9 protein-coding genes are annotated in these 12,126 nt (G+C 38.7%); 5 read left to right on the top strand and 4 right to left on the bottom strand.

From position 1 onward, the window contains the following. Nucleotides 1-113: 113 nt before the first annotated feature. The 3 genes from iclR (at nt 114) to CUB63_RS12150 (ending at nt 3,832) form a co-directional block, all read left to right on the top strand. Nucleotides 114-950 (top strand): glyoxylate bypass operon transcriptional repressor IclR, encoded by an 837-nt coding sequence (iclR, locus tag CUB63_RS12160; protein WP_109400135.1) that lies wholly within the window; start codon nt 114-116, stop codon nt 948-950. A gap of 305 nt (nt 951-1,255) precedes the next feature. Beyond that, on the top strand, nt 1,256-3,112 hold the full coding sequence (gene edd / locus CUB63_RS12155; RefSeq protein WP_109848132.1) for a phosphogluconate dehydratase: 1,857 nt from the start codon (nt 1,256-1,258) through the stop codon (nt 3,110-3,112). 78 nt (nt 3,113-3,190) lie between these two features. Then, nucleotides 3,191-3,832: a bifunctional 4-hydroxy-2-oxoglutarate aldolase/2-dehydro-3-deoxy-phosphogluconate aldolase gene (locus tag CUB63_RS12150; RefSeq protein ID WP_006536388.1), complete on the top strand. Its 642-nt coding sequence runs from the start codon at nt 3,191-3,193 to the stop codon at nt 3,830-3,832. A gap of 89 nt (nt 3,833-3,921) precedes the next feature. On the opposite strand, the gene aceK is transcribed toward CUB63_RS12150, so the two are convergent. From aceK to aceB, 3 genes are all read right to left on the bottom strand, one after another. Continuing rightward, nucleotides 3,922-5,625, bottom strand: a complete 1,704-nt coding sequence (gene aceK / locus CUB63_RS12145) for a bifunctional isocitrate dehydrogenase kinase/phosphatase (protein ID WP_109848131.1) — start codon at nt 5,623-5,625, stop codon at nt 3,922-3,924. Between the two features lie 76 nt (nt 5,626-5,701). Continuing rightward, on the bottom strand, nt 5,702-7,009 hold the full coding sequence (gene aceA / locus CUB63_RS12140) for an isocitrate lyase (RefSeq protein WP_072065199.1): 1,308 nt from the start codon (nt 7,007-7,009) through the stop codon (nt 5,702-5,704). A gap of 69 nt (nt 7,010-7,078) precedes the next feature. Continuing rightward, nucleotides 7,079-8,671: a malate synthase A gene (gene aceB / locus CUB63_RS12135; RefSeq protein ID WP_109848130.1), complete on the bottom strand. Its 1,593-nt coding sequence runs from the start codon at nt 8,669-8,671 to the stop codon at nt 7,079-7,081. Nucleotides 8,672-9,009: 338 nt separating this feature from the next. On the opposite strand from aceB, the gene metA reads away from it, so the two are divergent. Further along, on the top strand, nt 9,010-9,939 hold the full coding sequence (gene metA, locus CUB63_RS12130; protein ID WP_109400148.1) for a homoserine O-acetyltransferase MetA: 930 nt from the start codon (nt 9,010-9,012) through the stop codon (nt 9,937-9,939). Nucleotides 9,940-9,995: 56 nt separating this feature from the next. Here metA and CUB63_RS12125 read toward each other — a convergent pair whose 3' ends face one another. Beyond that, nucleotides 9,996-11,099, bottom strand: a complete 1,104-nt coding sequence (locus CUB63_RS12125; protein ID WP_072065201.1) for a glycerol dehydrogenase — start codon at nt 11,097-11,099, stop codon at nt 9,996-9,998. Nucleotides 11,100-11,418: 319 nt separating this feature from the next. On the opposite strand from CUB63_RS12125, the gene idi reads away from it, so the two are divergent. After that, entirely contained in the window at nt 11,419-11,955 is a 537-nt protein-coding gene (gene idi / locus CUB63_RS12120) for an isopentenyl-diphosphate Delta-isomerase (RefSeq protein WP_109848129.1), read from the top strand. The last annotated feature ends 171 nt before the right edge of the window (nt 11,956-12,126 follow it).

Raw genomic sequence — 12,126 nt, 5'->3', positions numbered from 1 at the left:
AAATATTTCTTATCACACATATTGTTTTGAAAAATGCAGTGATCGGAGGAGTTTTATTACACGGGATAGTTCATAATAGATACTAATATGGATAGCATTTCTGGAGTGTATACATGACAGTTTCCCCTACAAATAAAAAAGTGCGTAAGACGAAAACAACTGCCACTCAAAGCACTACACAAGGAGGCCCCGTTCAGTCATTAAGTCGAGGACTGACATTATTGGAATATATTTCCGAATCTCCGGGTGGTATCGCCCTAACCGATCTCGCCTTTCAAGCTGGATTACCTAATTCCACAACACACCGCTTACTCACGACACTTCAGCAACATGGTTTTGTCCGTCAAGTTGGCGATTTAGGATTGTGGGTTGTTGGTACACACGCCTTTATTGTTGGCAGTAGCTTTCTACAAACTCGTAATCTTTTAGTCATGGTGCATCCTATTTTGCGTCAGTTGATGGAAGATTCTGGTGAAACCGTCAATCTGGCTATTCTTGACCAAATTGAATTTGATGCCGTGATTGTCGATCAAGTGCAATGTAATGCGCTAATGAGAATGTCGGCGCCTATTGGCGGTAAATTACCGATGCACGCATCCGGTGCGGGTAAAGCGTTCCTTTCTACGTTGCCAGAAAATAAATTACTGCCTTTGCTCCAGAAAAAAGGCTTAATGGCTTATACACCTCACACCCGAACACTCCCTTCTTCACTAAAAGAAAACTTAGAGCAAGCCCGTAAACAAGGTTTTTCTTTCGATGATGAAGAGCATGCTTTAGGCTTACGCTGTATTGGTGCTTGTATTTATGATGAACACCACCAGCCTTTTGCAGCAATTTCACTTTCAGGCCCGGTTTCTAGAATGACTGATTCACGTATCACTGAATTAGGCGCAATGGTTATCAAAGCAGCAAAACAAATTAGCCGTGAATATGGTGGGGTAAAAAGCTGATCCTCTCTTTCACCTTCCTCATTACCAAACAATGAGGAAGGAACTCCTTAATTAAACCGATTCAGCTTTTTAAAAAGACAGAGTTTCGGCTTTATATTCGTTAAATATTAAAAAACTGTTATTTATCACCTAAAAAAATTGATGTTGATCACAGATGTTGTTTAAGACGCATTAAGAGTATTGCAACTCTTCTTGTTACCCGTAACAATGTTACCGGTAACAAATACTATAGCTAAATTCAAATACTCTCTTTTCATAGCCAATAGTAACGCTCATCACCCTGTGTGAATAAAGGAAGCATCATTATGAACCCTAAAAACCATGACCCAATTCAGAACGACTTTGTTCCGCTTAATGAGACAGTAAAACAGGTGACTGAGCGCATTATTGCTCGCTCACATGTAACTCGTCGTGCTTATCTGAAAAAAATCGAAGCCGCAAAAAGCCAAACTGTACATCGTGCTCAATTGGCTTGTGGTAATTTGGCTCATGGTTTCGCTGCTTGTCAGGCTGACGACAAAAATCGCCTGAAAAATATGGTTCATAATGATATTGCCATTATCACGGCTTACAATGATATGTTGTCGGCTCATCAGCCATATGAAGATTATCCTCAAAAAATTAAAAAAGCATTACATGCTGTTGGTGCTGTAGGACAAGTAGCAGGCGGTGTTCCGGCAATGTGCGACGGAGTCACTCAGGGACAAGATGGTATGGAGTTATCGCTCCTTAGTCGTGATGTGATTGCAATGTCAGCGGCAGTTGGTTTATCCCATAATATGTTTGATGGTGTACTCTATTTAGGGATCTGCGATAAAATTGTTCCCGGACTGACGATGGCAGCGCTCTCTTTTGGTCATCTTCCTGCGATTTTTGTTCCAGCAGGCCCTATGACTAGCGGTTTACCCAATAAAGAAAAAGTCCGTATTCGCCAACTCTATGCTGAAGGTAAAGTAGATCGCCATGCTTTATTAGAAGCCGAAGCAGCGTCTTACCATAGCATTGGTACCTGCACCTTTTACGGTACAGCGAACTCAAATCAGATGGTCATGGAAATGATGGGATTACATCTACCTGGCGCTTCTTTTGTCCATCCAAATACACCATTGCGTGATGCATTAACAGATGCTGCGGCAAGTCAGATTGTACGATTGACAGAAAACTCAGGTAATTATCTTCCTATCGGTCAGTTAGTTGATGAAAAAGTCATTGTTAATGGCATTATTGCGCTACTCACAACAGGTGGTTCAACTAACCTCACTATGCACTTAGTCGCCATGGCACGCGCAGCTGGCATTATCATTAATTGGGATGATTTCTCTGAACTTTCGCAAGTTGTGCCACTTATTGCTCGTATTTATCCTAATGGCCCTGCCGATATCAATCAGTTTCAAGCAGCAGGTGGTATTGCACTGATTATTCGTGAACTACTGAAAAAAGGCTTAATTCATCGTGATGTCAATACTGTTGCAGGGTTTGGCATTGAGCGTTATACCTTAGAACCTTGGTTAAATGAGGGTAAACTGGATTGGCGCGAAGGTACAACGAGCTCTTTAGATAAAGATGTCATTGCTGATATCAATACACCATTCTCATCACATGGTGGTACACAAGTGATGCAAGGCAATTTAGGTCGAGCTGTAATGAAAACTTCTGCCGTACCTGATGAAAATAAAATTATTGAAGCCCCTGCGGTGGTGTTTAATAGCCAACATGATATTGCCGCTAAATTTGAAACCGGTGAGCTAAATAAAGATTGTGTGGTTGTTGTGCGTTATCAAGGACCACAAGCTAACGGTATGCCTGAATTGCATAAACTGATGCCACCTTTAGGTGTATTAATGGATAAAGGTTATAAAGTAGCATTAGTGACAGATGGTCGACTTTCAGGGGCTTCAGGTAAAGTTCCCGCTGCAATTCATGTTACACCAGAGGCTGTAAATAGCGGTTTATTAGCCAAAGTACGTGATGGTGATATCATTCGTGTTAATGGTAAAACAGGTGAGTTAACACTCCTTGTTGATGAACAAACACTCAATGCTCGCCAAGATAAGATACCTGATTTAAGTGCGAACGATATAGGCTGTGGCCGTGAACTGTTTGTGAATTTACGTCGTCATTTATCCGGAGCTGAACAAGGTGCTTGTTGTATTGATTTTTAATGGCAACAAGTTTTAATGCCTAACGAGGAGCAGATTTAATTCATTTGCTCACCATTTTCTAATTAGGAAATACAAATGATGAATCATTGGAATACAAGTGCAGAGTCTGTACTAAAATCAGGGCCTGTTGTTCCTGTTATTGTTATCAACCATATTGATGATGCAGTCCCTGTTGCAAAAGCATTAGTCGCCGGTGGTGTAAAAGTTTTAGAAGTCACATTACGTACAGATTGCGCGATTGAAGCTATTCGACGTATTGCGAAAGAAGTCCCAGAAGCCATTGTGGGTGCAGGAACCGTGATTAATCCACAACAGTTAGCACAAGTTACTGAAGCAGGCGCTCAATTTGCTATTAGCCCAGGGTTAACAGAAGCGCTACTCAAAGCGGCGGTGGCTGGAACAATCCCTTTAATTCCGGGTATCTCAACAGTTTCTGAGCTAATGCTTGGTATGAGTTATGGCTTAAATGAATTTAAATTTTTCCCAGCAGAAGCGAATGGTGGGGTAAAGGCTTTAAAAGCAATTGCAGGACCATTCTCAACAATTCGCTTCTGCCCAACTGGTGGCATCTCGCCAGAAAACTATCGTAATTACCTTGCACTTGAGAGCGTGCTTTGTATTGGGGGTTCTTGGTTAGTGCCTAATGATGCGGTGAAAGCAGGTGATTTCCAGCGTATTACTGAATTAGCTAAAGAAGCCGTTGCGGGCGCTCAACGCTGATTATCTCAATACAAAAATAGGTTTTATCCAATAAAGATAGGTATCCCCTTATACCTATCTTTATTTTTATGTTTTCCTAGGACAATTTATTAACTAAATCGCTTAGTTTGGGAATAGGCGTAAACATCTTCAATATACCCTTCTTTAATTCTTTGCTGTTGTTGTTGCCAATATTCTGGTGATAAAAGATCACGATGTTGAGTTTCAAAATAGCGACAGACTTGTTTATCACTACATAAAAAATAGCGAAATTCTTCAGGGAATACATCATTGAGTGCAACGCTATACCAAGGCTCGCTCGCTAATTCATCTTCAGGGTAACGAGCAGGAGGGATCGCACGAAAATTCATATCTGTCATATAACTAATTTCATCATAGTCATAGAAAATCACACGATGATGTCGAGTCACACCAAAGTTTTTAAACAGCATATCACCGGGAAAAATATTCGCAGCAATAAGCTCTTTCAACGCTTGTCCATAATCTTCAACAACAGCCTTAAGTTGATTATCATCGCACTGCTCCATATAGATATTGAGTGGTATCATCCTCCGTTCCATATAAAGATGGCGGATCAGTAGCTTATCACCTAGATCTTCCAATTTATTGGGGATCTCCTGTTCAAAGACAGCCATTAACTCAGGGCTAATTCTTTTCTTCTCGATTATAAAATTCTCAAACTCTTGGGTATCTGCCATTCGTCCAACACGATCGTGCTCTTTAACCAATTGATAGCATTCTTTTACACGCTCCGCCGTGATCGTTTTTTGTGGTGCAAACTTATCTTTGATCACTTTAAAAACACGATCATAAGTTGGTAATGTAAATACCAACATCACCATACCCTTTACACCAGAAGCTTCAATAAATTGCTCTGATGAAAAATTCATAAAGGCAAGGTATTCACGATAGTATTCTGTTTTACCGTGTTTTTGACACCCTATCGACATATAAAGCTCAGCAATAGATTTGCTCGGTAATATATCTCTTAACCATGCGACTAATGCCGCAGGAAATGGCGCATAAACCATAAAATAAGAACGGGCAAAACCAAAGACAATACTGGCTTCATCTGCGGTTATCAAACAAGTATCAATCAACAATTGTTGTTCAATATTATGAATAGGTAATAGAAACGGAATATATTGATTATCAATAACAATTTTACCTATCAGCCAAGCAGCTTTATTGCGATAAAAGAGTTCATTTGCGATATGAAATACTGCGCTCTGTAATTGTTCCGAAGAGAACTGAGCGGTAAGTACATTACAAATAGAGTGAATATCGCGTTGCTTATTTTGCCACGGCAATCGTAAAGGTAAGCGTGATAAAATATCTTGCAGTAATGCGGATAAATCACTTTGAATAACAAACTGCTTTGATAACGGTCGAGGCGCTTGTGTAAAGCGATAAGCTGGCTGTGATGAAAAAACAAAGAGGTTTTTTTTATTCAATTCACGATGGTAAAACAGACGACAATAAACAGAATTAAAAAAACTCTCTGCAATCTCAAATCGAGGGTAATTGGGCAATAATTGCGTATAGTTCTCTTTCACCTTTTGTAGAAAAAGACTATCTTTATCAATGTCATGTCGAATACATTTAAGTTGCTCTACCACTAATCCAACATGATTATCATATAAACGGATGCGCTCTTTCATCGCGATTTGCACACCATGCCAATCCGCTTGCTCAAAACGATATTGAGCTCCTGACGTTATCTCAAGGAAACGACCATATTGAGCATCAAAGCCTTGTAAAATTGTTTGAGCAATTAAATCTTCTGGCGTCATAGCAACCTCACGAAAAAGAGGAGCATCCTGCTCCTGAATTATCACCACAAAAACAGATAATAATATTTTTGGATCTTTAGAATTGCTGCTCTTCTGTTGAGCCTGTTAGTGCCGTCACTGAAGACATACCACCTTGAATAATCGTCGTGACTTTATCAAAATACCCTGTTCCCACCTCTTGTTGATGTGATGAGAAGGTATAGCCTTGATTAAGTGCAGCAAATTCTTTTTCTTGTACTTTTTCAACGTAATGCTTCATACCCTCACCTTTAGCGTAGTCATGTGCTAAATCAAACATGTTAAACCACATGCTATGAATGCCCGCTAAAGTAATAAATTGGAATTTATATCCCATTGCAGAAAGCTCATCTTGGAAATGCGCAATCGTGCGATCATCAAGATTCTTTTTCCAGTTAAAAGAAGGAGAACAGTTATAAGCCAGCATTTTTCCAGGATATTTATCGTGAATAGCTTCAGCAAACTTAGCTGCCATTTTCAGATCAGGTAGCGATGTTTCACACCACACCAGATCGGCATAAGGCGCATAAGCAAGCCCTCGGCTAATGGCTTGATCAATACCAGCATGAGTACAGAAAAAACCTTCAGGTGTGCGTTCTCCAGTTAAGAACGAACTATCATAAGGATCGCAGTCTGAAGTTAAGAGATCGGCGGCATCGGCATCCGTTCTTGCAACAAGTAATGTAGGCACATCAGACACATCAGCGGCTAAACGAGCGGCAACAAGCTTTTGGACAGCTTCTTGGGTTGGAACTAATACTTTCCCCCCCATATGGCCGCATTTTTTTACTGCGGCTAACTGATCTTCAAAGTGAACACCTGCCGCTCCCGCTTCAATCATCGCCTTCATTAATTCAAAGGCATTTAATACGCCACCAAAGCCAGCTTCCGCATCAGCCACAATAGGAAGGAAAAAATCAATATAATCTTTATGTTGAGGACCAATGCCATTTGACCACTGAATTTGATCTGCCCGTCTAAAGGTATTATTAATACGTTGGACAACATTAGGAACAGAATCAACTGGATATAGCGACTGATCAGGGTACATGCTTGCAGCCGTGTTTGCATCAGCAGCGACTTGCCACCCTGAAAGATAAACAGCTTCTAATCCTGCTTTTGCTTGTTGCAATGCTTGCCCACCCGTTAAAGCACCCAATGCATTAACATAGCCTTTCTTCGATTTTCCATTTAATGATGACCAAAGCCTTTGAGCGCCACGTCGTGCTAAGGTATGTTCTGGGTTAACCGAACCTCTTAATTTAATAACATCTTCAGCGCTATAAGGACGGGTAATACCTTTCCAGCGGGGTTGTTCCCACTCTTTCTCTAATTGGGCGATTTGCTCTGATCTACTAATAGTCATAAAAACAGCTCCTATAAATACGGTAGTGATGATGTTTGCAGTTTATAAATACGTTGTGACGTATCTTTTTTAATTTAAAAGTTGGTAACCCGGTAAAGTCAGAAAATCGACTAATTCATCTTGGGTTGTGATCTTATCCATTAAAGAAGCCGCTTCTTTAAAACGCCCTTCTTCAAAACGAGTATCACCGACTTCTTGGCGTATCACCTCAAGCTCTTCTTTCAACATGTTACGAAAGAGATCTTTAGTCACAATTTGCCCATCAGACAGTGTTTTTTGATGGCGGATCCATTGCCAAATAGAAGTACGCGATATTTCTGCCGTTGCGGCATCTTCCATTAATCCATAGATAGGTACGCAACCATTACCCGAAATCCACGCTTCGATATATTGCACGGCAACACGAATATTAGCTCTCATGCCCTTTTCTGTACGTTCACCTGTACAAGGTGCTAATAACATTTCTGCCGTTATTTTTTCATTACGTTGCACATCGAGCTGATTAGAGCGAGCCCCCAATACCGCATCAAAAGCAGATAATACCGTTTCAGCAAGGCCTGGATGAGCAATCCAAGTGCCATCATGGCCATTTGTTGCTTCAAGTTCTTTATCATCAAATACTTTTTTCAAAATAATGCCGTTTTGCTCAGGATCTCGACTTGGAATAAACGCCGACATTCCGCCCATAGCAAAAGCACCTCGCTTATGGCAAGTCTGGATCAGTAAACGCGAATAAGCACTTAAGAAAGGTTGAGTCATCATGATCCCCTGTCTATCAGGTAAGACACGATCAGGATAATTTTTTAATGTCTTGATATAACTAAAAATATAATCCCAACGACCACAGTTAAGTCCAACGATATGCTCTTTCATATGAAAGAGAATTTCTTCCATTTGGAAAACAGCGGGTAAAGTTTCAATTAATACCGTGGCTTTAATGGTTCCTATTGCTAAACCAAAGCGCTTTTCAGTGAAATGAAAAACATCGCTCCACCATTTAGCCTCTTGCCATGTTTGCAATTTAGGAATGTAAAAATAAGGGCCACTCCCTTTTTCTAATAGGGCTTTGTGGTTATGGTAAAAATACAAAGCAAAATCAAATAATCCCCCTGCAATAGGCTCCCCTTTCCATAGCACATGCTTCTCGGGCAGGTGGAGTCCTCTTACTCTGGCAATCAATACTGCCGGTGACGCTTTAAGTTGATAACATTTACCTTGTTCATTGGTATAAGAAATAGTGCCTTTAACGGCATCACGCAGATTAATTTGACCATCAATCACTTTGTCCCATGTAGGTGCTAAGGAATCTTCAAAGTCCGCCATAAAGACTTTTACATTGGCATTTAATGCATTGATAACCATTTTGCGATCAACGGGCCCTGTTATTTCAACACGACGGTCTTGAAGATCTTTAGGTATGGGATTAACTTTCCATTCTGAGTTTATAATGGAATCTGATTCCGAAATAAAATTAGGAAGTTCACCATTATCAACTCTGTTTTTCCAGTTATCTCTTTCAGCTAATAAAGTATGACGTCTATCTGAAAAATGATTTAATAAGTCAGCCAAAAATAACTTAACATCATGATTTAATATCTCTTTTTCCTGTTTACCAAAAGATTGCGTAAAATTTAATTCTTCTTTAGTTAACGATTGTGACATTCTGCATTCCCCTAAAAGCGTTTACACACCTGATTAAGATTAATGCAGTTTTTACAAAAATCAAAAATGAATTCCATTTTTATTTAAATAATTTTTAACAATGTGATTACATCGTTGTTTTTTTATTGTACAAAAATCAGAATTACAAAATAATTCGAGAGCTCTGGAAGAGATCGATAATAGACAGAGAAAAGGAATGTTAATGTTTGATAATTTTGGCTATATAGCTTTTTCTTATATGAATATTCTTCATATACAACATGAAGACCTCGACATTCAAAAGGTTATTAGCTAAATTTGGGCTTCTAGATGTCTAGATGTTTTTAGAGGTTATTAAAATGCCAATTAGAGTACCCGATGAGCTACCCGCAGTCAGTTGTTTACAAAAAGAGAATGTCTTTGTTATGACATCCAGTAGAGCGAGTATTCAAGATATTCGCCCTTTAAAAGTGCTTATCCTTAATTTAATGCCAAAGAAAATAGAAACAGAAAATCAATTTCTGCGATTACTTTCTAATAGCCCTCTTCAAATTGATATTCAATTATTACGTATTGACTCTCGTATACCTAAAAATACCCCAGTAGAGCATCTCGATACTTTCTACTGCGATTTTGACCAAATTAAAGAACAAAATTTCGATGGACTTATCGTCACTGGCGCACCATTAGGGCTAGTCGAATTTAAAGATGTGGCTTATTGGAATGAAATAAAAGAAGTAATTACATGGGCTAAAGAGCATGTCACTTCTACACTCTTTATTTGCTGGGCGGCTCAAGCTGGATTGAATATCTTATACGGCCTGCCTAAATACACGCTAGAACAAAAAATTTCAGGCGTATATAATCATAACACTTGCTCACCATTTTCACTGTTAACTCGCGGATTTGATGAAACTTTCTTTGCGCCACATTCTCGTTATGCAGGTTTTCCTATCGACCTTATTCAAAATAATACTGATTTAGAGATCCTCGCGACTTCAGAAGAAGCTGGCGCTTATTTGTTTGCATCAAAAGATAAAAGAGTTGTCTTTGCAACTGGGCACCCAGAATACGATCCCAATACACTAGCAGATGAATATCATCGTGATGTTAAAGCAGGGCTAGATCCTCAATTACCAGAAAATTATTTTCCTAATAATGATCCAAGCAAAAAACCTATCGCTTCTTGGCGTAGTCATGGGCATTTATTGTTTGCAAATTGGTTGAATTACTATGTTTATCAGATAACACCATTCGATCTTGCCCACATGAATCCAACCTTGGATTAAAGAAAAACCCCAAAATAAATTTGGGGTTTTAAGATAATCATTTGCCAAGCTAAGAATTATTTATAGCGATGAGCTAATGCGTTAGCCGCGATCATTGCGTTATAAACATCATCTTCAGTAACTTTCATTGGCATATTGCCCATGGTATCACCTTCAGCACAGGCAATTTTCGCCACAGTACGCCATTCGCTTTCAATAAATTCTTTCATACCCATATCTTCAAGTGTCAGTGGTAATTCTGCCGCTTTAATAATACGGATCACTTCATCAATTTCTTCTTGTGGTGCATTTTCTAACACTAATTGAGTTAATAAACCGAATACTACTTTTTCACCATGTTGAACACGGTGTAAAGACTCAACCGCTGACATACCATTATTTACTGCATGAGCAGCAGCTAAGCCACCGGCTTCAGCACCAACACCACTCAGGTAGATTGTTGCTTCAATAGTTTGCTCTAATGCAGGAGTGGTAATTTTATGGCGAATAGCGTCCATTGCTTTATCAATGTTTTCACTTAACATTTCAAAGCAAAGCTGTGCTAAGCCAAGACCTGTACGTGATGGACGTTGATTGACCAAATTTAAGCCGTCTGCTTGATAGCAAGCACGAGCTTCAAAGTAAGTCGCTAGAGCATCACCAACACCTGCTGAGAAAAAGCGTTGTGGGGCAGATGCAATAATAGCGGTATCTGCAATAACAACGTCCGGGTTTTGTGGCAAGAATAAATATTTATCAAACTCACCATTTTCTTTGTATAACACAGACAATGCAGTACAAGGCGCGTCAGTTGAAGCGATAGTTGGGAATAAAATAACAGGAATGTGCTGATAATAAGCAACGGCTTTAGACACATCTAATGTCTTACCTCCCCCAATACCAATAATCACGTTCGCTTTATTTTCAACCGCAATTTTACCGAGGCGATTAACTTCTGCCTCAGTACATTCGTAATTAAATTTTTCAACTAGTGAAACAATGTTATTTTCTTTTAGAGAAGGAATGGCTTCTTTAGTTACTTTTTCTAAAAAAAACTCATCACTAATAATAAATGCGTTATCACCAAAATCTTTTACATATTTACCGACAGAAGACAGTAATTGGCTACCAATAAAGAATTTTTTTGGTGAGGTTACAGAGCGAGGTAATATAGATGACATAACTAAATTCCTTTATTTTAGATTTTGCTACACACAATAGCAGAATTAGTATTTCATATTACCTCTCATCATAATATGAATCTAGTAAACTCTCTAATAATCATTATCTAAATCATTTTTGTTAATTATTTTTAATTTATATAAAACAAATAGTTATTTTATATTTTTTGAAAAACAGATTATCTACGTATTTATTACGATAATAAAGGCATCATCACGGTGATGCCATAAAAAGAACAACACAATGAATCGTTATTTGATATACAGTCATGCTATATTCACGATATAACAATATATTATTTTATTAAGGTGATTTCTTGTGGAAGACGCTGTTATTCTCGTAGATAAAAATGATAATGAGCTGGGAACGATGCCAAAGCTTGAAGCTCATATTGTAGGCGCCTTACATCGAGCCTTCTCAATATTTATTTTTAATTCAAAAAAGCAATTACTTATTCAACAACGTGCAATATCCAAATACCACTCCGGTGGTTTATGGGCAAATACATGTTGTAGTCACCCTCTTCCAAACGAATTACTTTCAGATGCTATTAATCGTCGTTTAAATGAAGAATTAGGCATGAAATGTGATATGCAATCTATTGGAACTATTCTGTATAACGAAAAAGTGACTGATGATCTTATAGAACATGAGTTTGATCATCTATTTCTTGGATTTAGTAACGAATTACCCCAGAGTAATCCAGATGAAGTGATGAATTACCGCTGGATCTCCCTCGATTCTCTTTATCAAGATATTGAAGAGAATGCACAAAATTACAGTGTTTGGTTTCGTTATATATTAAATCGAATGGGAATTGAGCAATTTTCTCGTTGGAGCCAAGGTATTATTTAGCAATTATCTTATTAACAACCTAAATATAGAATAAATGGCTCATTTTTTGAGATTTAAAAACCCCCAAACGCAAAAAAGCCAACCCATTGGGTTGGCTTTCTCGTCTTAATTAATGCCTGGCAGTTCCCTACTCTCACATGGGGAGACCCCACACTACCATCGGCGCTACAA

The sequence above is a fragment of the Proteus penneri genome, from assembly GCF_003144535.1.
Classification (GTDB): Bacteria; Pseudomonadota; Gammaproteobacteria; order Enterobacterales; family Enterobacteriaceae; genus Proteus; species Proteus penneri.
Note: the sequence above shows the minus strand (reverse complement) of the source record. Positions and strands in the feature narration are given on the sequence as shown.

What these genes read in the sequence shown, in the direction of transcription:
- iclR (WP_109400135.1), top strand. Translation starts at nt 114, where the DNA reads ATGACAGTTTCCCCTACAAATAAAAAAGTGCGTAAGACGAAAACAACT.
- edd (WP_109848132.1), top strand. Translation starts at nt 1,256, where the DNA reads ATGAACCCTAAAAACCATGACCCAATTCAGAACGACTTTGTTCCGCTT.
- CUB63_RS12150 (WP_006536388.1), top strand. Translation starts at nt 3,191, where the DNA reads ATGAATCATTGGAATACAAGTGCAGAGTCTGTACTAAAATCAGGGCCT.
- aceK (WP_109848131.1), bottom strand. Translation starts at nt 5,625, where the DNA reads ATGACGCCAGAAGATTTAATTGCTCAAACAATTTTACAAGGCTTTGAT.
- aceA (WP_072065199.1), bottom strand. Translation starts at nt 7,009, where the DNA reads ATGACTATTAGTAGATCAGAGCAAATCGCCCAATTAGAGAAAGAGTGG.
- aceB (WP_109848130.1), bottom strand. Translation starts at nt 8,671, where the DNA reads ATGTCACAATCGTTAACTAAAGAAGAATTAAATTTTACGCAATCTTTT.
- metA (WP_109400148.1), top strand. Translation starts at nt 9,010, where the DNA reads ATGCCAATTAGAGTACCCGATGAGCTACCCGCAGTCAGTTGTTTACAA.
- CUB63_RS12125 (WP_072065201.1), bottom strand. Translation starts at nt 11,099, where the DNA reads ATGTCATCTATATTACCTCGCTCTGTAACCTCACCAAAAAAATTCTTT.